The sequence below is a fragment of the Terriglobus sp. ADX1 genome, assembly GCF_036877645.1.
Lineage (GTDB): Bacteria > Acidobacteriota > Terriglobia > Terriglobales > Acidobacteriaceae > Terriglobus.
Map to the genome: position 1 here is coordinate 184957 of NZ_JAEDXV010000003.1, position 23257 is coordinate 208213.

15 protein-coding genes are annotated in these 23257 nt (G+C 55.6%); 6 read left to right on the plus strand and 9 right to left on the minus strand.

Features of this window, described 5'->3' with window-relative positions; translation table 11 throughout:
- Nucleotides 1–62 precede the first annotated feature (62 nt).
- From JAO32_RS03585 to JAO32_RS03605, 5 genes are all read right to left on the minus strand, one after another.
- Nucleotides 63–416 carry a hypothetical protein gene (locus tag JAO32_RS03585; protein ID WP_334237570.1) on the minus strand — a complete coding sequence of 118 codons (354 nt, stop codon included), beginning with the start codon at nucleotides 414–416 and terminating at the stop codon, nucleotides 63–65.
- Between the two features lie 103 nt (nucleotides 417–519).
- Nucleotides 520–2592: a M13 family metallopeptidase gene (locus JAO32_RS03590; RefSeq protein WP_334237572.1), complete on the minus strand. Its 2073-nt coding sequence runs from the start codon at nucleotides 2590–2592 to the stop codon at nucleotides 520–522.
- 146 nt (nucleotides 2593–2738) lie between these two features.
- Nucleotides 2739–3293, minus strand: a complete 555-nt coding sequence (locus tag JAO32_RS03595) for a zinc ribbon domain-containing protein (RefSeq protein ID WP_334237574.1) — start codon at nucleotides 3291–3293, stop codon at nucleotides 2739–2741.
- Between the two features lie 6 nt (nucleotides 3294–3299).
- Complete coding sequence (locus JAO32_RS03600) at nucleotides 3300–3674, minus strand: hypothetical protein (RefSeq protein ID WP_334237576.1); 375 nt, start codon at nucleotides 3672–3674, stop codon at nucleotides 3300–3302.
- Nucleotides 3675–3676: 2 nt separating this feature from the next.
- A complete protein-coding gene (locus JAO32_RS03605; protein WP_334237687.1) occupies nucleotides 3677–4297 on the minus strand; it encodes an RNA polymerase sigma factor in 621 nt (206 codons plus the stop codon).
- 220 nt (nucleotides 4298–4517) lie between these two features.
- Here JAO32_RS03605 and rlmB point away from each other — a divergent pair, with 220 nt between their 5' ends.
- The 3 genes from rlmB (at nucleotide 4518) to JAO32_RS03620 (ending at nucleotide 8651) form a co-directional block, all read left to right on the plus strand.
- A complete protein-coding gene (rlmB, locus tag JAO32_RS03610) occupies nucleotides 4518–5309 on the plus strand; it encodes a 23S rRNA (guanosine(2251)-2'-O)-methyltransferase RlmB (RefSeq protein ID WP_334237578.1) in 792 nt (263 codons plus the stop codon).
- A 23-nt stretch (nucleotides 5310–5332) separates the two neighbouring features.
- Nucleotides 5333–7591: a hypothetical protein gene (locus JAO32_RS03615; RefSeq protein ID WP_334237580.1), complete on the plus strand. Its 2259-nt coding sequence runs from the start codon at nucleotides 5333–5335 to the stop codon at nucleotides 7589–7591.
- A gap of 403 nt (nucleotides 7592–7994) precedes the next feature.
- The gene (locus tag JAO32_RS03620) at nucleotides 7995–8651 is read left to right on the plus strand and encodes a trimeric intracellular cation channel family protein (RefSeq protein ID WP_334237582.1); all 657 of its coding nucleotides are present in this window, start codon (nucleotides 7995–7997) and stop codon (nucleotides 8649–8651) included.
- Between the two features lie 3 nt (nucleotides 8652–8654).
- On the opposite strand, the gene JAO32_RS03625 is transcribed toward JAO32_RS03620, so the two are convergent.
- Nucleotides 8655–9533 carry a hypothetical protein gene (locus JAO32_RS03625; protein WP_334237584.1) on the minus strand — a complete coding sequence of 293 codons (879 nt, stop codon included), beginning with the start codon at nucleotides 9531–9533 and terminating at the stop codon, nucleotides 8655–8657.
- A 451-nt stretch (nucleotides 9534–9984) separates the two neighbouring features.
- On the opposite strand from JAO32_RS03625, the gene JAO32_RS03630 reads away from it, so the two are divergent.
- The 3 genes from JAO32_RS03630 to JAO32_RS03640 all read left to right on the plus strand — a co-directional run bounded on the left by JAO32_RS03630 (nucleotide 9985) and on the right by JAO32_RS03640 (nucleotide 18171).
- The gene (locus tag JAO32_RS03630) at nucleotides 9985–10938 is read left to right on the plus strand and encodes a bifunctional heptose 7-phosphate kinase/heptose 1-phosphate adenyltransferase (RefSeq protein WP_334237585.1); all 954 of its coding nucleotides are present in this window, start codon (nucleotides 9985–9987) and stop codon (nucleotides 10936–10938) included.
- A 177-nt stretch (nucleotides 10939–11115) separates the two neighbouring features.
- Nucleotides 11116–14580, plus strand: a complete 3465-nt coding sequence (locus tag JAO32_RS03635) for a carboxypeptidase regulatory-like domain-containing protein (protein WP_334237587.1) — start codon at nucleotides 11116–11118, stop codon at nucleotides 14578–14580.
- Nucleotides 14581–14778: 198 nt separating this feature from the next.
- A complete protein-coding gene (locus JAO32_RS03640; protein WP_334237590.1) occupies nucleotides 14779–18171 on the plus strand; it encodes a glycoside hydrolase family 38 C-terminal domain-containing protein in 3393 nt (1130 codons plus the stop codon).
- 72 nt (nucleotides 18172–18243) lie between these two features.
- Here the strand turns inward: JAO32_RS03640 and JAO32_RS03645 are convergent, their stop codons facing one another.
- From JAO32_RS03645 to fucP, 3 genes are all read right to left on the minus strand, one after another.
- Nucleotides 18244–19077, minus strand: coding sequence for an HpcH/HpaI aldolase family protein (locus JAO32_RS03645; RefSeq protein ID WP_334237591.1), 834 nt, complete (start codon nucleotides 19075–19077; stop codon nucleotides 18244–18246).
- Between the two features lie 6 nt (nucleotides 19078–19083).
- A complete protein-coding gene (locus tag JAO32_RS03650; protein WP_334237593.1) occupies nucleotides 19084–21594 on the minus strand; it encodes a hypothetical protein in 2511 nt (836 codons plus the stop codon).
- A gap of 110 nt (nucleotides 21595–21704) precedes the next feature.
- Nucleotides 21705–23219 carry an L-fucose:H+ symporter permease gene (gene fucP, locus JAO32_RS03655; protein ID WP_334237596.1) on the minus strand — a complete coding sequence of 505 codons (1515 nt, stop codon included), beginning with the start codon at nucleotides 23217–23219 and terminating at the stop codon, nucleotides 21705–21707.
- Between the last annotated feature and the right edge of the window lie 38 nt (nucleotides 23220–23257).

Genomic DNA, 23257 nt, shown 5'->3' on the forward strand with positions numbered 1-23257 from the left:
CAACCGCAAAAAACAAGAAAGCCCGCATCCTGTGCGGGCTTTCTTATGCTCATAGGTTTCGTTTAGTAAGGGCGCGGTCCACCCGGTCCACGCTGGTGACCCCACCATGCGTTGTAGCCGCGCTGAAATGCACTCTGATAAGCACGGCGATCCGGGCCACGATAGTTGCGATACTCATCGCGATTCATCACTGTGGGACGGCGATGATTTTCAAAATCCTTCTGCGCGCCGTACATGCCATCGCGATATCCCTGACGCTGAATGTTGCGCGTGAATTCCGGCGGCGGTGCATCCCATCCGCGCTGTCCATAGCCCGGAGGCGGCGGTGGCGGTGGCCCCTGAGCGAAAAGTGCTGCAGGCGCGGCGATCATTCCGGCGCCAAGTACAAGTGCTGCGATACGTGTCTTTGTGTTCATTCGTGCTCCCTCACTTCCGAACTGCATTGGAGTGGACACACACTTTGAGCAAAGGTCGCGGTCCTCTCGTTGCCTGTGGTGCAAAAAAGAAGACCGCGTCCGATTACCAGACTCTGCAGACGTTCGCCTTCACCATGGGGGCTGTCTTGGCGCATTGAAATGCTTTAGCGAACTCCGGCATGTTCACCACAATGCCATTGATGCGCGCATAGCCGGGCGAATGTTCGTCGGTCAGCGCGTTCACGCGGAGTTGCTCTGGCCGCTGATTTTCACATGCCCATTGCGCAAACCCGATAAAGAATCGCTGGTCTGGTGTGAATCCGTCGATGGGCTTTAACGATTGGCCTTCCGTTGCTTGCTTCCACGCCATGTATGCGATCAATGTGCCGCCGAGGTCTGCGACATCTTCACCACTGGTCAGCTTGCTGTTGATGTGAATGTCATCGACTACGGTGTATGTGGCGAACTGATCGCGCAGGCAGTTGATGCGGTCTTCAAAGCCCTTCGCGTCTTCCTTTGTCCACCAGTCGCGCAGGTTGCCTTCTGCATCAAACTGGCGTCCTTGATCGTCGAAACCATGCGTTAATTCATGGCCAATCGTTGATCCAGTGTTGCCGTAGTTGGGCGCGTCGTCCGCCTTTGCTTCATACAGTGGCGGCTGCAGAACACCCGCGGGGAAGTTGATGTCATTCATCTGCGGATCGTAGTAAGCATTCACCGTCGGCGGTGACATCATCCACTCGTTGCGATCCACTGGCTTGCCAATCTTGGCGAAGTCGCGTTCACTCTCAAACGTCACAGCACGGTGGTAGTCGTCGAAGTAATCGTTGCGAGTGATGGTGAGTTTCGAATAGTTGCGCCAATGATCGGGATAGCCGATTTTGTTGCGAATGGTCTTCAACTTCTTCAGCGCTTCGGCTTTTGTTGCAGGGCTCATCCAGTCCAGATGGTCAATCTCCTGCTTCATAGAGTCTTCAATGAGACTGGTCATCAACTGTGTCTTGGCGCGCGTGTCGGCAGAGAAGGTGCGACGCACAAACTCCTGTCCCAGCGCTTCACCCATGTAGTTGTCGACCTGGCGCGTGCATGTGCGCCAGCGTGGCGACATGGTGGGAATGCCGCGTAAATAGTGGCTGAAGAAGTCGAACTGTGCTTCACGCCAGGGCTTGCTCATCTGCGGCGCCGCAGAAGTCAGTGTGTGGAAGCGCAGGTATGCCTTCAGTGTTTCCAGCGGTGCCGTAGTCAGTTGTTGCTGCAACGCCTTGTTGAAGTCTGGTTGCGAGATGTTCAACGTGGTGAAGTTCTGCGCTCCTGCCAGTTGATAGAAGTGTTCCCAATCCACTGCGGGCACCTGATTCTGCAAGTCAGCCAGCGTGAGGCGATGGAAGATTTTGTATGGATCGCGGCGATCCACGCGCGAGAGGGAAGCTGTTGCCAGCGCGGTTTCCAACTTCATTACGGCATCTGCGTCGACCTTTGCCTGAGCTTCGGATTCACCGCTCATGGTGAATAGCTTTTCCATGTAGGCGACGTACTTCTGTCGAATCTCTACGCTCTTCGGGTCGGTCTTCAGGTAGTAGTCGCGGTCGGGCAGGCCCAGGCCGCCTGCGTCTTCACCTGCAATGACGTTATTTGCATTTTGTGGATCCTGCGTGGAACCGGCGTTGAAGAAGAACGAGCCGTCTACATCAACCGCAAAGGCAGGCAGATCTTTCAGCAGAGCTTCGCGCGATTTGTACGCTGCAATGCGTGCGAGTGCGGGCTTCACCGGATTGAAGCCGCGCTGATCGATGGCTGTTTCGTCGGTGCAGGCGGCGAAGTAATCGCCAATTTTTTGCTGCGTGGCGTTGCGATCTTTCATCGCCGCTGCGTCGCGCAGAATGCCCCATAGAAACTGCTGATTCTCGTATGTCAGCTTGCCGTAGACGCTCCATGCAGACTGATCGGCGGGGATGGGATTGTTCTTCTGCCAGCCGCCGCATGCGTACTTGTAAAAGTCGTTGCAGGGATCGACGCTGCGATCGAGGCTGGTCAGGTTCAGCACCGGCGAGTAAGGCAATGTCTCCAATGGAACCAGAGGTTTTTGGGCGCCGGTGGGCGCGGGTTGCGAAGTCAGGTTCTGTGCGGAAACACTGGCAGCAAACAGTACGAGCGGCGCAACAGCAAGAAAGCGCATAGGGGTAATGGCTCCAAAGAAAGACTTCCATCCTTTGTAGCAAGTACGTGCGCAGCGTGCCGAATCATGGCAGAAGTTTCCGCCGGGCACTCGCGATGGAGCGTTAAAGCTGAATTGGGTATCCGCCACGCGGATGACAGGAGAATCTAGTCGCTGTAAGAGCGCAGACGTGCGGGCATGGCGTCTTCCGCCAGATCATGGCCACAGTTGGTGCAGTACACGTCAGTGATGTGTACACCGCGGAAGCACTGGCCGCAGACTGGCTTCATCTGGAACTGGCACTGCGGGCAGAAGTGGAAGTCGCTTGCGACTTCTGTGCGGCAAGAAGGGCAGCGGCTCAGGATGGGCTGGCGCAGCAGGAAGTAAACGATGGCGCCAATGCCACCCGGCATCACCAGCACAATCAGCATCCACAGTGCGGGACGCATGTTGCGGCGCTTCACGTCGCGGCTGATGTAGCCAATCAGCAGAACATAGCTGGCAAGTGCGGCTCCCCAGCTATAGCTGCCAATGGCATGCATGATGGGATTGCCGTGGCGTGGTCCGCCCGGCGGGGGGCCGCCAAAATAGCCGTAGCTGAGAAGCTGAATGCTAATGAAGACAAGGACGGACAGGATGACCGACCAGAGCGGAATCATTTTCAGCTCGTCGTCGGTTTGTTCTACGTCCGGTCGCTGGCTACGTTCCGTCTTCCACACCATGGGGTCTTACCTTACCTTGTCATTGCGGTCCGACGGACGACGATTGCGGCGGAGTAGTACGACTGCAGCAGTGATGACCGAAAGAGGCAGAAACCAGAGCAACAGCAGACTTACTTCGCTGCCTGCATCTGCGCCCAGATCCACAATGCGTTTCCAGATGCCAGCGATGTCCGAGATGCTTTCATCCGTTACGTGCAACACGGCAGCCGCAATGAAAAGCAGAAGAGCCGAGCAGACAACGAACGGAACAATCAGGTCACGCGTGGTGCGCTTGCGCTCCCGCATGGCATTGGCGCGTTGACGGATAACGCGGTGGGTACGGTTGACCACCGCCGCGCGTGCATCAAAGCCTGGGTTGCGCGGGTCTTCCGAAATCGCCATGCTCAAGAGAGCCCTCCCCGAGCGGCGGTCCGTGGGACCATGTTCCGCTCGCGACGGAGCTTCTCAATCTGCGGCTTCAGCGCGGCCAGACCGCGATACAAACGTGACTTCACCGTGGAAAGCGGAGACTTCGTGACCGCTGCAATCTCTTCCAGCGCCATTTCCTCGTGGAAGCGCAGGACCAGCACCTCGCGGTAGGACGCGTGCAGATCCAGCAGCACGGCGCTTACTTCTGCGGCATCTTCGCGCGAGCAAAACTGCTCAAACGGCGAAGGTCCGTCAATTGCAATCTCAAAGGGACGCTCATCGTTGCCTGGGTCCTGCAGCTCATCGAGCGATGCCATGGTGCGCTTACGCGAGAGGTCAATGGCCAGATTACGGGCGATGGTGAACAGCCACGTATCAAAGCGGGCCTTGCCGTTGTACTGTGCGCCGCGCATCAGCACGCGCATCCAGGTTTCCTGGAACAGATCCTCAGCAGTTTCACGCTTGCCGGTCAGGAAGGTCAGGTAACGCATCAGGCGGTGCTGATAGGTGTCGATCAGGCGGTCCAGCAGCTCAGGGTCTTGCCGCTTCAGGCCATACGCAATCGCTGCGTTTTCCTGCTCGCTGGCTTCCAGCATTGCCGCCGAAATGGACAAAGCACCCTGCACATCATTGTTGACGTGGGGTTGCCTGGAAAAGACGCGGCTCCCGAAAGAATTTTCTTTCAGCATGTGGAAAAGTTGTCCCTGAATACACGAAGGTGTGCAATACGGTCCGGCCTATTCATTTTAGGGGTGGTGAAGGGCTGATGAAAAGCCCTATTTTCCGGGTAGGATTGCCTCCGCGTAGACTGGATAGATGGAGATTCTCTTCGGGCTCCATCCCGTTACTGAAGCCGTTCGAGTTCGGCCCAAAGACCTGGACCACATCGCCGTCCTTTCTGGCCCAACGAATCCGCGTGTGGCCGCGCTGCTCGACCTTTGCCGGGCAGCCCGCGTCCGTGTCAGCTATGGCAGCCGGGAAGAGTTGCAGCGTATGAGCCGCAGCGAAAACCACGGTGGTGCTGTCGCCTTTCTGAAGGAACGCAAGTTGCTGACAATTGAAGACTTAATGCGATCCGGCGGCGATACGAAGCGGTTCCTTCTGGCGCTGGATGGGGTGGAAGATCCCCACAATATGGGGGCTCTGCTGCGTACGGCGGATGGTGCTGGTGTGGACGGCGTTTTGTTGCCGGAACGCCGGTCGGCTCCCCTGAGCGGAGCGGCGGCCAAGGCGTCTGCCGGGGCGACCGAGCATGTTCGCGTTGCCAAGGTTACCAACCTGGTGCGTTCGCTTGAGGAGCTGAAGAAGCAGAACATCTGGATCGTGGGTCTGGACGAGCGCGGCACCATGGACTACGACGAGTTCGACTTCAACACGGACATTTGCCTGGTGATGGGACGCGAAGGCGCCGGGCTGCACGACCTGACCAAGCGCACCTGCGACTTTCTGCTGCGCATCCCAATGGCGGGTGCGGTGCCGTCGCTGAACGTGTCAGTGGCCGGGGCGGTTGTGATGTATGAGGCTGCGCGGCAGCGTCGGGTGAAGCTGCGTCCTGCTGCCGAAGCGCCCGCCAAGGCGTCCAAGCCACGGAAGGGTCTCGGCTCCTAGTCGGCCTTTTTCTGAAGATTTTCATGTCCCATTCCCATCCACATCGGCTTTTTCCGTACCTGCTTGCGGCAGCATCGTTGCTGTCTGTTTCGTCTTTCGCTCAGCAAACTGATCCGCAACAGCAGACGGCACAACAGCCGCCCGCGCCGAAGGGTACGGTGCTGTTTGAGCGCCACGAAGAGCCTGTTGCGCCGGAACCGGAGCAACCCGCAGCCGCCCCAGCTAAGCCGGGCGTTTCTTCCAGCGCGCATCCGCCGCGTTTGCGCAGGCGCAGCCCGGATGATGCGGCTGAATCAGAATCTGCTCCAGCAGCAGAACCAGCAGAGGCCGTGGCATCGGAATCGCCTTCCAGTAGTTCGGGAGACGACGTGGCGACGACATCTCCTCTTGTTGTTACAGAAGCGGACCTTGCTGCCGCAGCGAAGGTGCCTGCCGAGGCACGCCGTGCTCCTCTTGTTGCCGCTCGTGATCTGGATGTCCATCTGAATACCCACACTGGGCTTGCCGAAGTGCGAGCGCAGATTACGGTGAAGAACACTGGCGCGCAGCCGCTTTCGGCGATTGCGCTGCAGGTTTCTGGCGCACTGAAGTGGGAGAGCGCACGCATTGCGCAGGGCGGCGCGCTCAAACTGGAGCAGCACCACCTTCGCGACGACCTGGACCATACGGGTGTTGCTTCCGAGGCTGTGTTTACGTTGCCGGAAGCCCTTGGACCTGGTGCTGTCGCGAAGCTGGACCTTTATTACGGCGGCACGATTGCTGCCAGCGGAGGGCGTTTGCTGGAACTGGGCGCGCCTTCCGAAGTTGCTGTTCGTACGGACTGGGATACGGTCACCGATGCCTTTACCGGTCTGCGCGGTTTGGGCAATGTTCTGTGGTATCCCGTTACCGGCGATCCGGCCCTGCTTAAAGATGGAGCGGCTGTGCCAAAGGCCGTAGAGGCCAGCCGTGCGCGTGAAGTGGAGAGTGCCTTTGCGTTGCACCTTACGCTGGAATATGAGGGCGCGCAGCCGGATGCTGCTTTCTTCTGCGGCAATCGTCAGAAGCTGACTTCTGCTGCAGAAGGTGTTGCGACGGTGTCATGGTCGATGGCAAAGCTAGGGCCGCGTACACCGTCGTTGTTTGTGACGCTGGCAGCACCGCAGGAAATGGCAGGCGGTCTGGTGCGCGTTGTTACGGATGCGGCGGATCGTGCGGCTTCGATCGGTGAGGCTGCCGCACGTGTGCGTCCGATGCTGGAACAGTGGCTCGGGTCAAAGCCTTCACGTCCGCTGGATGTGATTGATCTGCCGATTCCCGATGCTGCCGGATACGCGGATGGCGCGCTGCTGGTGGCTCCGTTGCGGACCGCGCAGCCTGCGGCGATTGCGCCTTCGCTGGTGGTTCCGCTGACTTCGGCGTGGCTGCCCGATGGCATTGATGCAGCATGGCTCCGTGATGGCATTCCGGAGTTTATGCAGGCGCTGTGGGCGGAACGCGGTGGTGATCGCAGCGTGGCGCTGGCTGGACTTGCTGCGGAAGCGAAGCGTCTGCGACAGATGGAAGCGGACGCTGCGCCGCAGATAAGTTCTTCGTCATCGGATGCGCCGGTTGTGGATGGCCCCGTGACGCCGCTATCGACATGTACACAACCTTCTTGTGCGCGTGTGCGTGCCGCTTATGTCCTGCAGATGCTGCGAAACATTGTGGGCGAGGACGCGCTGCAGGGAGCGTTGTCTGGCTGGCGATTGAAGCAGGAAAACACGCCTGGATCAGCTGAGCAGGAGACTGCGAGCTTTCAACAGATGGTGCAACAGGTGGCTGGAACAAAGAAGTTGGACTGGTTCTTCCAAAGCTGGATTCAGGGCACGGGGTCGCTGCCGCAATTTGAGATTGCGGCGATTGCGCCGCGCAAAATTGAACGCGCCGCAGCCCCGGCAAACCTGCTGCCGCAGCATCAGCAGCCTTACGGTGGCCCCATTGGCAGAGAAGTACAGGCACCCACGGATGATCCGCGTGCGCACTGGGGTGGCGACAAGGAAGTGGCCCAGGCAGGTTCGTGGCTGGTTGCGGTGGAAGTGCAGAACACCGGTGGAACCGACGCCGAAGTTCCTGTGACTGTGCGGGCCGGAACGCTCACCAACACGCTTCCGCTGCGCGTTCCAGCACACGGCAAAGCCACAATCCGCATTCCCTTTGAGGCGGAACCTTCAGAAGTGTTGGTGAATGATGGCAGCGTGCCAGAATCAGGACTGGCTTTGCATCGCCGCTCGATTACGATTGCTCCTGCATCGTCACGCTAACGGAAGAATTGCATCAGGCGGCGTCAACTGAGACGGGAGTAATCCGTTCGGCGGACATATATGTGTCTTTGTGCATCAGCGCCCGTGCCTGGGCCAGCGCACCACAATCATGCTGCTGTTCGTGCTTTGCCAGGGCACTCTCGCTGCTCTCCGTTGCCACCGTGGAAAAGCAACGGTGACAGATGGAATCGTATGTTTGATTAGGGTTTTTCCGATGAGAGTAAGCGGGCGTTTGGGTGCTGACGGCTTCCACGGGAGTACCCCTCCTTGCCAACGGTTGAAGTGCGTGAAGATGCACGGGCCGGACAGGCGTAGCCAATGTCTGAGCGACACAGAAGTCTGCATTTGCGAGTAAACGCCCGGCGCAACAAGTTTGGCAAACACCTATGTTCGATAACTTGCATTGCGTCGCAAACTGGCACAGCGTTTTATAGTGGGGCAGATGCGAGTAAGCGACCACCTTTTGCTGTTTCTGGACCTGATAGGCACCGCTCTCTTTGCAGCAGAAGGTGCCACGACAGGGGTGCATGTCCGATTGGATCTGCTTGGTGTATTGGTGGTTGCGTTTCTTACGGCATTGGGTGGCGGTATTGTGCGCGACCTTCTACTTGGGGCGGCGCCGCCAAACGCCATGCGTGACTGGCGTTATGTGGCTACGGCATTGATTGCCGGCTCGGTGGTGTTCATCCTGCGCACACCGATCGCGGCAAGTGGCGTCGGTTGGGTGCAGGTTTTGGATGCTGCGGGCCTCAGCTTGTTTGCAGTTGCCGGAGCCACCAAGGCCATTGAGTATGGCATTCACCCGCTGATGGCGACGATGCTGGGTGGTGTGACAGCGGTGGGTGGCGGCACGCTCCGCGACATCCTCATCAACCAGATTCCGAATGTGCTGAAAGCGGATGTCTATGCCGCTGCGGCACTCTTCGGTGCATCCGTTACGGTTGTCCTGCGCAAGTGCGGGGTTAAGCCGCCGATGGCAGATCTTGCAGGGATTGTCTGCTGCTTCACGACGCGTATTGCGGCCGTGCATTACAACTGGAACTTGCCCATCGCAGGTTGAAGGCTAGCGACAGATGGCGGTCAGATGGCCGAAGGTATTCTCCAGCGGTGCCGTAAGGCGACTTACCCTGCCGCAGAGCATGTCGTGATCACTGCTGGGAGTGGGGTCCAGGTGTACATCTTCGACAGCATAGTGATACTGACCTTCGCTATCCGGCCAGACCATCATGCAATCGGAGCGAATACCAAAACGGTAGGCGGGATGGTGCGTAGCCAACGTTGTCTGTATTTCAAGGGGAAGGCAATCCACGCCGCCAAATTGCTGATACGTGCGTAATACATTGCCCTCTTTGTCCGGGTTGTAATCCGCCGCGTAGAGCAAGCCACCATAACGCTGTCCTTGTTCGGCAAGGAAACGGCAGACAGAAACCGTGCTTTCCATCTGGTTCGCGGTTGGAACGCCATCACGCACCCAGAAGCCGTGATGTGTGGCCACGCGCAAGGGATTTTCATCACCAGGACGGTGCACGCTGCAGGCAATCGCAAGGCGGTTCTGCGTCTTCAGGATGAGTGAGTCTGAAACGTCCAGTGGCTGCGTGCGTTCGTTGTCTTCGCCCACGCCTTCGAGATCGCGTACGACTCCATCACCCCATGTGTGATGGATTTCGATTTCGTCGATGGGCCATCGTGATGCGATGCAGATGCCCAACGATTCTCGCTTGCCCCAGAAGCTCTGAATGGTCATAGGGACAAACGAAAAGTAAGGCAGAGGGCTGAGATACTCAACCATGCTGGCGCGGAAGTCCTGCAGGCAGAGAACGTCAGGAACCACGGCATCAGGATTGGATAAGCCCTTGAGCCAGGTGACTGTCGATGGCATCTCTCCAGGGGCATTACCGATGAAGCGCTCCCCGTTGAGCGACCATACTTGCAGCGGTTCCATTCACACTCCTCTTGTCTGCTGGTTTATGCAAACAATTTTCAAAATAATTTGAGAGCACCCTGCATGTGTTCGTGCCTACCTCTTTTCCTGTACTTACAGGCGTACATATGCAGATGAATACAGTCTCAAATATTTGAGCAAAAGCAGGACGCTTCTCGCCGCAGAAAGATAACTGTGGGTGTTGTATCTGCTGCTGTTTATCGTACTGAATCGCATGATCCTTTCTATTTCACGCGGCCTCAGAGCTAGCTGTCACATGTTGCATGACGTGTAAGTACAGCTTTTCCGGTTGTATGCTTGCCAGTCATGTTTGTGTCCTCATAGTTTGCTCTACGTGCAAAAACAACACCAGCAAGAGGCCGTCAAATCGGTCACGAAAGAGGGGCTGCGCGCCTCCGAAGATGTTCATCAATGGTTCTCGTCTGTTTTGACTCGTATGGAGTCAAGCTCATTGGCGGTCTTTGGTGATTTTTGTATCGATGCTTATTGGGACCTGGATGAAGGCGAAGAAGAGTATTCGCTGGAGACGGGCCTGAGGGTGCGGCGCGTACGACGGCAGAGGTATTCACTCGGCGGCGCAGGCAATGTGGTTGCGAATCTGGCAGCACTGAACGTGGGACATGTTCAGGCGATCGGCATCAGCGGAACCGATCCATTCGGAGTGGTGATGCACAGCATGCTGTCGGACTATCGCAACTGCGGATGCGATGTCATCGAGGATGACGCATGGCAGACCATGGTCTACGCCAAGCCTTGCATCGGAAATCTGGAAGAAGGACGCATCGATTTCGGTGGCTTCAATGAATCGAGCGAATCCGTCAGCGAACGTTTGCTGCAGCGATTGGAGAGCGCTGCTGCGAATCATGACGTAGTGATTCTCAATCAGCAGGTAGAAAACGGTGTGTCTTCGCCGAAGCTGATTGAGCGTATCAACGGCATCATCGCAAGTTCGAAGAAGGCTGTGTTCCTTGTGGACGCACGCCATCACCTGGAGAAATTCTCTGGTGCTCTTCTGAAGGTGAACATGGGCGAAGCAGCAAAGCTTCTCAACGAAGCTGCTGAATCGCTGCATGAAGATGAACGAGCCATCGAGTTTGCAACGCGCATTCACGAACTCACTTCCAAGCCGACCTTTATTACACGTGGTGACAAGGGAATCGCCGTGGCGGCAGATGGAAAAGTTTCGTTGATTGCAGGATGGCCCGTTGAAGGTCCGATCGACACGGTAGGCGCAGGCGACACCGTAGTTGCAACGATTGCTGCAGCCCTGGCAACAGGAGCAACACCGTTGCAGGCTGCTACGTTGGCGAATCTGGCGGCTACCGTCACTGTGAAAAAGCTTCAAACGACCGGCACCGCGTCGCCGGCCGAAATTCTGGCAGCAGCGGGAGTGCGATACCCGTAAAGCGATCTTTTAAAACCGAGTACTGAGCAGCCTGGTCAACGACGCAAAAAACCTTTGCCCGACCGGCCCGGACTAACAGTGCCCAAATTCGTAGACGAAGCTCCTGACCGTGTTATTTGCCGCAGCTTTCTATTTGCAGAAACACTTCGTCCGCGAACAACTTAACTGGAGGCAACAATGTATTTTCGTTCTACACGGCCCCTCCCAGGGCTGGCATCTCTCGTATTTCTGTGCGCCGCTCCGCTGTTTGCGCAGGGAACACAGGCGACGCTGGACGGCCAGGTAACAGACAGCGCTGGCGCTGCATTGCCGGGCGCCAAGGTCATCGTCCTGAATGTACAGACAGGCGTCTCCTCCTCCACGGTTACTGGAGAAGATGGCTACTATCACGTCGTCGCGCTGAACCCAGGGCAATACTCCATCACGGTGCAGCAGCCGTCGTTCGCCACGAGTATCCGAAATGGTGTGCAGCTTGCAATTGCCGAACGTGCTGCCATTGACTTCACTCTTACGCCCGGTAACGTGAGTGAAAACGTCACTGTGACAGCGTCAGCCGCGCAGCTTGAGACTGAGACCGCAACGCAGTCGACAGCGCTGGGGCAGGAGAAGTTGATGGCTCTGCCGACGCAGGGTCGTAATCCTATCTCGGCTATCTTCTCTGTGCCTGGTGTGTTGGTCACCTCGTCCGATACGCGTCTTCGTGCATTTGATATTGCAGGCACCTCGGGTATCTCCGTGAATGGGTCACCCAACAGCACGAACGAAATTCTGGTGGACGGTATGAGCGCCCTCCAGAACGGAGCGTCGGCTTCGTACATTCCAACGCAGGAAGCCACAAGCGAAGTACGTGTGCACACCACGAACTACGATGCTGCATACGGATGGACGCTGGGTGGTGTTACTAACATGCTCACCAAGAGCGGCACGAACCAGTTCCACGGAGCTGCCTGGGAGTTTTTTCAGAACACGGTTCTCAACGCGAACACCTTCAATAGCAATTACACAGGCACGCCGCGTTCCTCCTCGCACATCAATATCTTCGGTTTCAACATTACCGGCCCTATCATCAAGAACAAGCTATTTGCCGCTTATACATTTGAAGACCTCCGGCAAAGCATCCCAGATCCGTTTGTTGTTTCCGTTCCGACCGATCTGCAAAAGGTAGGAGACTTTTCTCAAACCTATAACGCAGACGGTAGCCTGCAAGTTATTTATGATCCGTACTCCACGACAACGGTAAATGGTGTTTTGCAGCGTACGCCGGTTCCAGGAAACAATCTGAAGAACCTCAGCCATCCCATGAATCCCATTGCGCTGAAGGTTCTTTCGATGCTTCCTTCCGGCAATGTAAAAAACGCTCCCATCACCGGACTGAATAACCTGACCAATGGACCGGGTAGCCGTAAGTTTACGGATTACTTCCCGGAAAATACGGTTCGTGTTGATTACGCAATGAGCGATGCAACGCGTATCTTCGGTCGCTATTCCCGCAATTCACTAACTGAAGCACGCGGTTTCCGCTATTCGACTACTTCTGCCCTGAACGTTGCTGATACCAGCACCAATAATCCGTTCACGCGTGAAAATCATAACGGAACAGTGCAGCTCACCAGAATCATTAACCCAACCACTGTAGCGACTGTTCGTGTTGGTCTTGAGCGTTTCAAGTCGGCAGGTGGTGGGGCTCAGGGTGTTGGCACCGGTCCCAGTGCACTTGGATTTTCATCCGGCTTCGCAGGACAGGCCGCCAATATCTTCCCGCAATTTACCTGGGCAAACTACAACGGCGCTGGTGCGTCCCCGCCAAGCGTAACCACGAGCTATAACTACACGGTTGGCGCGTCGGTTTCAAAGACAGCCGGTAACAACAATATGACGGCTGGCATTGACATGCGCCTGCTGCGTAACAACGTGCAAAGCCCTGGTAACAGTTCTGGCAAGTTTGCTTTTGACCAGCAGTTCACTGGTTCGAATCCCACAGCCGTCAATTCCACCACGGGTAATGCGATTGCATCGTTCCTAATGGGCACGCCGCAGACGGGTTCCATTGATGTGAACAGCTTCCCGACACGCCAGGTGAAGATGGTCTCCCTATACTTCCAGGATGACGTGCGTGTGCGAAAGAACCTGACGCTGAATCTGGGATTACGCTGGGATTATCAAGGACCACTTACCGACCGATTTAATGGGTTGGCAACCTTCAATCCGTCGGCGCCAAACCCGCTGGTTGTTCCCGGACAATCGCTCTACGGTGGATTGGTGTTTGCCGGTGTGAATGGGCAGCCGCGCAACGTTACAAATCAGAAATGGGGCAACCTGGGACCGCGTTTCGGCGCCACTTACCAGATCGATCACAACACAGTGCTGCGTGGCGGCTATGGATTGCTCTATGGTCAGGTTGTGAACGATCCAGGTGAAGCGCCTGGTTTCAGCTATACGACGAACATGGTCACATCGGTTCAATCCGGTGTTCCGTATAACACGCTGACGGATCCGTTCCCGAATAGCAGCGTTCAGGCGCCTTCCTATGCCTCCAATGGTTTGAAGACGTACCTGGGACAGAGCTTCTCGTTTGCAAGCCAGAACGCGAAGCCGGCCACGGTGCAGCAGTTCTCCTTTGGCGTTCAGCATCAGTTCCCTAAGGACTTCCTGTTGACCGTGTCGTATGTAGGAACTCGCTTCGGACGTCTGCCTGTCAACCATCAGATCAACGCGGTTCCTTTGAGCGCGGTGGGCTATGGAAATGCTTACCTAACTGCAAGTGTGGCAAATCCATTTGCTGGCCTGCTGCCTGGAACAGCTCTGAATTCTGCAACGGTTCAGAGACAGCAGTTGCTGGCACCGTATCCGCAGTTCCTGGTGGGCACGATCACGGGTACCAGCGGTATTACGGAGCAGTACATTCCCATCGGAACTTCCAGCTACAACGCAGGTCAGTTTGTGCTGCAAAAGCGCTTGTCCTATGGCCTGGACTTCTCGGTGCAATACACCATGTCCAAGCAGTTGGATCAGAAGCTCTATTCAAATCCGCAGGACACGCAACTACAGAAGGTGATTGCGGCGTGGGATATTCCGCGCAATATGCAGATCAGCCTTCTCTGGCGGCTGCCCTTCGGCTCTGATCGTGCCTATGGATCGCATCTGGTATCGCCCGTACGTTGGGCAATAAGCGGATGGGATATGGGATCGCTGGTCCGTCTGCAGGCGGGTATGCCGCTGGACCTGACCAGCAGCACGAATTCTGTGCCACTTGGCAATCCAGCTCTGGCACATCCAACCCTGGCACGTTGGTTCAACAACTGCACCCAGACTTCAAGCGGTCCAAAGAATTGCCAGAACGGAGAAACACCTGTCTGGAGACCTCGCGTTGCATATGAGCTGCAGACTTGGAAGACACGTCTTTCCAGCGTTCGTCTGCCGGGTGTGCATAACGTTGATATCTCGCTCACGAAGAACAACAAAATTACCGAGCATGTGAATGCAGCCTTCCGCGCTGACTTCATCAATGCCTTCAACTCGCCGCAGTTTTTCAACGGCCCAACCTCTGACGTGAACAGCGCGAACTTCGGAAAGATTCTGGGTGTAAGTGACCAGAGCAATCTGCCGCGATTTGTCCAGTTCTCGATGAAGGTTGAGTTCTAACCCAAGCTATAAACCCCGCGGTTACCTTTACATTTCGGTACCGCGGGTTCTATTAAGGAGGGGCGGCGATGACTTGAGTTATCGCCGCCCCTCTGTACCGTACGAAGGACGCTGAATCTATCGAACGAATCGGTGCTGATGAACGGAATGCAGCCCGATGTTTTGAGCCTCAGCCCAAACAATAGGTGGACCCAAGATATGTATTCCACGCCGCGTTTCCTTGCCGTGCTCGCCTCAATTGCGACTCTCGCCGCGCCGTTGATGGCGCAGTCCAACGTTGCGCCTTCCTACAAATTTTCTCCGCAAGGGCAAGCTGTTGTTCAGCGTCTGTCCTCGTTTGCAGCGCTCGATGTGCGCGAATGGCAATATCACGAAGGGCCTATTGAACACGGCGAAAGTCCGGCTCTCGATACTTCTAACTGGAAGACGATTCAGCTTCCGTTCGTTGCGCCCAAGGAAGAGATATGGATTCGGCGATGGATCGAAGTGCCGAAGACGCTAAATGGCTATGACCTCACCGGCACGCGCCTCACTTTCAAAGTGGACGTGGGTGGCTATGGCCCGGGCCGTGGCTATTTGTACGAGGTGATCTATTACAACGGTCGGCGCGACACAGAAGGAACATACATTGGACCGCGCACCGTTATTGATAGTGCGAAACCGGGCGACAAGATTCTGATCGCAGTAAAGATGCCGCCCAGCACGGACATCAAGCATTTTGAAGGCGCATTTGTGGATGTGAACTTCGTGCCGAATCGCCCGGATCCAGCGGCGCTTGCTACGGAGCTTGTTTCTGCTGCGCAGCTTTTGCCCGCACTTATCTCCGATCCGAATCAGCTTGCAGCGCAGGAGAAGCTTCTGGATGAGGCGGCAACCTCTGTCAGCCTGAGTGCGCTGGACCGCAATGATCAAGCTGCTTTTGATGCTTCGCTGATCAAGGCACAGAACGCGTTGGAACCACTGCAGCCATTACTCAAGAAGTTCTTTATTCAACTCACTGGCGACGCGCATATTGATGCTGCTTGGTTGTGGACTGCTTCGGAAGGTGTGGATCAAGTTCACTTCACGTTCGCCAGCGCGATCGAGATGATGCACGAATATCCGCAGTACATCTTCTCGCAATCCAGCGCGCAGTATTACGAGTGGATCGAAGAGAAGTTTCCCGCGCTGTTTACTGAGATTCAGAAGCGTGTGAAAGAAGGGCGCTGGGAGCCCGTGGGGGGCATGTGGATTGAGCCCGATCTCAACATGACCGATGGCGAATCGCAGGTGCGCCAGTTGCTATTAGGCAAGCGGTACTTCCAGAAGAAGTTCAACTATGACGTCAAGATTGGATGGAACGTTGATTCGTTTGGCTATGACTGGCAGCTTCCGCAGATCTACAAGAAGTCGGGCATCGACTACTTTGTTACGCAGAAGCTTCGTTATAACGATACGAATCAGTTGCCGTTGAAACTCTTCTGGTGGCAGTCGCCCGATGGTAGCCGCGTGCTTTCCTACTTCCCGCACGACATTGTGAAAGATACGGAAGCTTCTGAGATTGCGCATGATGCTGCGGTTGCAATGCAGCTCAATCCTGGTCAGAAACAACTGATGCATGTGTATGGTCCAAGCCTTGGTCGCTTGAACATTTACGATGCGCGCACTGCGATTCAGAATGGCATTAATTGGTCGAACCCAAAGCGCGTCTATCCGCGTGTTGAGTTCCGTACCTCGCAGGCGTTCTTCGATGATATGAATGCACAGGTCGCCACTACTGGCATGCCGGTCTGGAATTACAAGACACTTGCTGCAGGCAGCTTGCAGCTTCCTGCGGCCGCTGCGGGCAAGATCAGCTTGCCTGTGTGGAACGATGAGATTTATCTCGAACATCATCGCGGTACTTACACCACGCACAGCGACCAGAAGGCTCACATGCGCCGCAGTGATCAGTGGCTGCTGGATGCGGAGAAGTTCTCGTCACTGGCATGGCTGAGTGGTTTGAACTATCCCAATGAATCTCTCACGCAGGCATGGAAGAAGAAGGCGTTTAACGAGTTCCATGATGTTGCATCGGGAACTGCGATTGCTGCGGCCTATGTTGATGCAAAGCACGACTACGACGAAGCCCATCGCATTGCTAACGAAGCTGAGGGCAATGCCATCCGCGAGTTACAGCACCACATCAATACGGCAGCGCAGCCTGGAGTCCCGGTCATTGTGTGGAACAGCCTGAGCTGGGATCGCTCCGATACGGTCACTGCGACAGTGCAGATGCCACATGCAACACCGAATGGTATCAGCGTGCTTGATGCGAACAATCAGCCTGTACCTATGCAGGTGTTGTCGCAAGACAAGTTAACTAACACTTATCAACTTCTACTGAAGCCAAAGAGTGTGCCTGCGATTGGATACACCGTGTTGCACGCAGTGCAGGGGCAGCGATCGGTGCCGAGCGACCTTTCTGTGCACGGTACAACGCTAGAAAATAACCTCGTGCGTGTCACGCTCGATCCGAAGACGGGTTGCATTACGAGCTTGTATCGCAAGGACGCAAAGTTTGAAAGCATAGCTCCCAATCAGTGTGGCAACAAGTTGGAGACATTTGTCGATCTGGGGCGCGGCCTGACGGAGGTCAATCTAGACAGCATACGTGTTGAGGATGCGTGGAATATCGACAAGGGCTACGACAAGCAGGAAACCGATATCACGCAGCTTGATAGCATTCAAACGATTGAGCATGGTCCCCTGCGCTCTGTTATCCGCATCACGCGGCATTGGAGTAAGTCCACGTTTGTCCAGGACATTACGCTGTATGCCGATTCGCCGCGTGTTGACGTGGTGAATGATATCGATTGGCACGAGACGCACGTATTGCTGAAAGCGAGCTTCCCGCTGACCGCCACCAGTTCGAATGCAACATACGAAATTCCATATGGCAGCATTGAACGTCCTACTACACGTGATAATGCGATTGATGCGGTGCGCTTTGAGGTTTCCGCGCAGAAGTGGGCTGATCTGGGCAACAGCGAACATGGCCTGAGTCTGATCAACGATTCGAAGTATGGATATGATGCGCTTGGCAACACGCTTCGTCTTTCATTGCTGCGTGCGCCGCTTTATCCGGATCCAACGGCTGATCGCGGTCATCATCACTTTAGCTACTCGCTCTATCCGCATGCAGGCTCATGGAAGCAGGCCGATACTGTGCTGCGCGGTTATGAGTTCAACTATCCGATGGAAACTGTGCAGGCGGTAGCGCATGGCGGCGATCTTCCAGCGAATCATTCTCTTGTACGCGCTGAACAGCACAACATCGTTGTGACGGCTATCAAGAAGAGCGAGGATGATGAAAGCCTTACCCTTCGCTTCTATGAATGGGCAGGCGAAAAGACACGCGCCAAGATCACCGTGCCCTCTGGTGTAACACAGGCAACAGAGACCAACCTGATGGAGCAGCCTGTAAAGGACTCCAGTGCGCAGGTGGCTTTGCATGGCAATGAAGTTGAGTTCAATGCAGAGCCTTATTCCATCAACACTGTGCGTCTGGTCTACCCATCACGTGGCAGCAGCCTATGGCATGCGCAAGGCACGCAGTCTGCAAGTAAGTAAGAACAACAACAAACAGGAAGGCGGATGCAATTTTGCATCCGCCTTCTTGTCTTGTGATGTGTTGCAGCAGGACTAGTAGAACGTTGTTTGTTCCTGTGGCTTGTCCTTAATTCCCAGTGGTTCAAGCAGCGCTTTGGCTCCAAGCTTCATCAGGCCCAGCTCTGTTACAGATTGAAAGAACTGGAAACCCTGTTGCTGGAAGCGGCGCACATCTTCTGCGCTGCCGGCGGGGCGCCCGAGCCATTTGCCGTTGCGCTCTGCTGCGGTAACGATCTTTGTGATGGCTTCTTCGAGCAGCGGCTCGTCCTGGCGGCCACGAAGACCTAGCGAGAAGGAGAGATCGCTGACGCCGATGAAGATCACGTCGATTCCGGGCATGGCGGCAATCTCTTCAATTCGCTCCACGGCTTCTGCTTCTTCGATCACGCATACCACCAGAACGTTTGCATCGGCGGAGTCGTAATAGCTGCCTGGTGCGGGCCATGTGGCGACTGCGAGGCCAGCACCCGAACCGCGACGACCAAAGGGAGGATAGTGGCATCCATGCACGGCCTTCTGCGCACGCTCTACATCGGAGACGAATGGGAAGATAACGCCCTGCACCCCTTGATCGAGTACGCGCTTTGCGAGCCATACTTCAGGCCACGGAACGCGTGCGAAAACAGGCGCAGGCAAGCCACGCGTAGCAAGCACCATCGTGCGTAAAGACTCCAGTGAGAGGGAGGAGTGCTCCATCTCGCACCAGAGAAAGTGGAAGCCCAGGGTGGCCGCGTGTGCGGCTGTCTCCACGTTGTTTGACGTGACGGTCATGCCCAGGACAAACTCGCCCGCCTTTAGTCTTTCGCGCACGACACTCCATGTGTCGTTAGAGGATGGGTGCCGGTCTGCGGCATATTCATTGGACATTGGGGTCTACGCCTCCTTCTTGATGACGGGTTTCAACATAACTTCAGCAACCTGGCATCCGCGGCCGTTGCCGCCGAGGCCAGCTTCACGTGTCCACGTAAGCAGCAGTTCGCCGGATGCAGTGGCTGATTTGGGAAGTGCAAATGTCTGCGGCGCAGGCGGCCATGGACGCAGTTGCAACGGATGAATCTCAGTGGACTCATTGGCCACCAGTTTTGTCTTTACGTTCTTTGAGTCGCCAGAGATCACCACCTGCAGGCTGTACTCCACATTCGGATCAAGGCCTGTGTAGTGCATCTTTAGCGGCTCTTCGTAGAGACTCTCTGCCCAATGCTTCCATGCCATGGGTTCGTCCGCACCGAATCGGTCAGGGTAGTTGGTGCCGACGTGAGTGGAGTGGCGGAAATCAAAATCACCTTCCACATTTTCAATCACAAGATGTGGACGATTGGTGATGTTACCCAGCTCGTCGTAGAAACCACCGGGGCCGGGATTGGTGCGATTCAGTAGAGCACGGATTGCACCGATCTTTTCTTCCTGCACTTCGATGGAGCTCAGTGCGCGAAGTCGCTTTAGGAAGTAAGGAGCATCCGTCACGGGATGATCAATGGTGTCGAGTGGCGCTCCGCGTTCCACGCCTTCGCCCTGGAAGCGTTCTACGGCAAGCTGCTGATGAATGCTCTGGAACAAGGCATAGCCGAGCTCGCTGATGCGTGTGCGAAGCGCGGGAGCGATCTGTACAACGGCAGCCTTGCGCAGAATTTCAATCGCTTCATCTACAAGATTCTGTGGATCAATTCCGTTGGCCGGCTGCAACTCTGGCTTGCCGCCCGTGCCCCATGGAACAGACGCAAAACCGAAGTCTTCCATGCGTTCCAGCACACTTTGTGCGCGCGCAAGTTCGCCTGACTCAAAGAGCAGGCGTCTGCGCACATACGCATCGCAGCATGCACGGAACAATGCTTGTTGCCAGCGCCAGTTTTGCAGCAGGAAGGGTGAAGCGTTTCTCTCAATGGAGAGGAATTTCTGCAGAGTCACATCGACCAGCTCGTTGGTTGCGAGCCGCCCTTCCCAGTTGTGCTCCAGATCAAGCAGGCCTTGCGCGTATGCGGAACCATCTTTCGCACCGACGATGTAGTTGCCAAAATCGCGAACGGCTTCCGTAGCAGACATCTTTGGATCCCAGGAAACAAGGCTCCAGACAAACTTGTTGACATCGTCATTGACACCTTCGGAGTAACTGACAAAACCGACTGTGTCCTTCAACATGGAACGCAGAATCGCAGCTTCGATTTCAGGGCGCGGATTGATGACTTCGCGTCCTTCCGTGACAACGTAGGCAATGTCCCAGTTGTTGATGGAGTACTGCGATTCGATGCTGTGCGTGATGTCTGGATAAAAACGGATGGGATACTTTGCAGGGAGTGCCTTGCGCAGCTCCGTGATGGAGATTCTGTTCTGCGGGCCGAAGACGATGCCGTCAAGCCATGACTGCGTATGTGCATCGGCGGCCAGCTTCAGGAAGTCCGCGAGCCATTCTGCATTGAAGGATTGTGGCGACATCCACATCTGCAACTTGGGGTGTGTCTTGCGCAGGCTTGTTTTTTGTTTTTCAAGCAGAGCAAGCATGTACTTCGGCTCGGTGTGACCCGGATCGCCGCCGGGAACAAACACCACATCCACGCGGGGAAGATCGTGCAGGACTGCAGCCCAATCACGCACTTCTGCATCGACTGTTTGTGCGTCGCCATAGTTCTTAGCCATGGCGGGATACCAGACGGAAACATCCAGATCGTACTTGTCACAAATGCGCGACATCTCGATCATCATCTGCTGCGGTGGAATGGCGAAGTGTGGGCTGTCCTTGTCGTCATCCGTGATAGGTGGCAATAATTCCACCGTGTTCGTACCAAAGATGGCTAGTTCGCGGATGTACTGATCCCACATCTCAACGGTGAATGCATCGTATGCGTTTGTCTTTGGACGGAAGCCAAGCTGGTGACCACGTACTGCGTAGTGCGGTGAACTGGTTAGGTTCATTACCTTCAGGTCGCCGGATACAGCGCGACGTGTAAGGCGAAGCAGACGTAGCATACGTCCTGCGCCAAAGATCAGGCCGCGCTCATCGCTTCCACATACGGCAATCCACGGGCTTCCGCCTTCGTTGCCTGTGGCAATGGCATAGGATTCAGCGGGGAGTTTCGCTGCTTTCACTGAGACGCTAGCGACGGCAGAGCCGAGTCCATGCCAGTTGGACCGTGTGCCCAAATAGATTTTTACGGTGCCTGCGGACGCATTGTTTCCCCTGGTCCATGTGACGCCGCAGCGCTTCAGAATTTCGTCGACCACCATATCGGCGGCGGTTACTTCACGCTTCGATGGTGAAGTGGGAATGATCACTGTACAGTGATTCAGGTCTGTCAGATTGCTTTCAAGCGCGTACAGCGCCTTGCTTCCGCTGATGCAGGAGACAGCAAGCGATACTGCTGTTCCCTGTAGAAAAGTTCTGCGCTTCATGGTTCCTTCTCCTGCCGCCTGGTTTCCGATACGCAAACTGCGTTCAAAGGATTCACGGGCGGCTATTCACTGGTCCGTTACGCGATGTACTCGCAAAGTAGAGATCGCACTTATGCCTGTGCTGCACACTCGGCAGCACGACGCTTTTCGTATCGGCCCATATAGGCTGCGTATGCTGCGACGCCAGCCATGCCCAGCATAGGAATCACAAAGGCGAGTGCTGTGCTGTGCAGTGCTTCTGCGAGCCATCCCATGATCGGTGTGAATACCGCGCCGCCAACGATTGCCATGACGATGAACGATCCGCCGATATTGGTGTTGGGGCCGAGATCTTTAATGCCAAACGCAAAGATAGTTGGGAACATGACCGAAAGGAAGAAGCTTGTCAGCAGAATGGCGATCACGCCTGCCCATGTGGAAAAGAACATGGCAAAAAGCAGCAGTCCTGCGTTGGTCAGGCCATAGCAGGTCATGAGACTGCTTGCGCTGAAGCGCTGCATAAGTCCCGTGGAGACGAAGCGACCAATACCAAAGATGATCAGGATACAAGTGAGTAACAGACCCGCTTTTTTGTCGCTCAGGTTTACATATTCCTTGGAGTACTGAATGAAGTAACTCCACATGCAAACCTGCGAGCCGCACTGGATGAACTGCGCGAAGACGCCCCAGAGAAAGTGCGGCTTGTGAAGCAGCGAACGCCAGTCGCCACTAGTGCTTTCGCAGCTTTCGTTATTCGCATCCAGCTTGGGAAAGGTTGTTGCTCCGATGAGCAACGCCCATACCAATGCAATGCCGCCGATCACCAAATACGGCGTAACAACGCGCAGCGTTTCCATGTGCAGGTAGCTCGCATACGTGTGATCTGCTTGCTTGGCGGCGACTTCCGCGGGGGAAAGCTCCACGCCCGAGAAGATGAAGATTGTGCCGAGCAAAACGCCGGTAATGCATCCCAGTGGATTGAATGCCTGCGCCAGGTTGAGGCGACGTTCGGACGTCGCTTCAGGGCCAAGCTGTGCAACGAATGGGTTGGAAGCTGTTTCTAGGAAAGCGAGACCGCTGGCTACAACGAAGAGCGCGCCGAGAAAGAATGCGTATGTGCCGGAGATGGCCGCGGGTAGAAAGAGGAAGCATCCTGTGGCGAATAGGCATAAGCCGGTGATGAGTCCGCGCTTATAACCATAGCGCCGCATCATTAAGCCCGCTGGCAACGCGAGGATGAAATAGCCAAGATAGAAAGCCGATTGCACGAGCCCCGCTTCAAAGCGCGTGAGCGAGAACGATTTCATGAACTGACGGATCAACACGTCGTTCATGCTGTTCGGAATACCCCACAGGAAGAACAGGCTGGCTACCAGAGCGAAAGGGCGAACCGCACCTGCGGGAATCAATCGCGCAGAAATAGTGTGGCCTGCAATTGCCTCATCTTTTGCAATGAAAGATCGGTCACTTGCACGTAACTCTTCGCTGCCACCATGTATGGTTTGCGTGCGTATGCTTTCCGGAGTCATGGAATCTTTGGACAATTCTGTAGTTGTGTTCGTATTATCTGTCATCGCTGCTTCCGGGACCTGTACTGATAGCTCCAGTGCAAGCTGACGTATGAAATAGGTTTCGAAAGCGAACATTAGCGGTCATCTCATAGTGATGACAAGCAGATATCGAG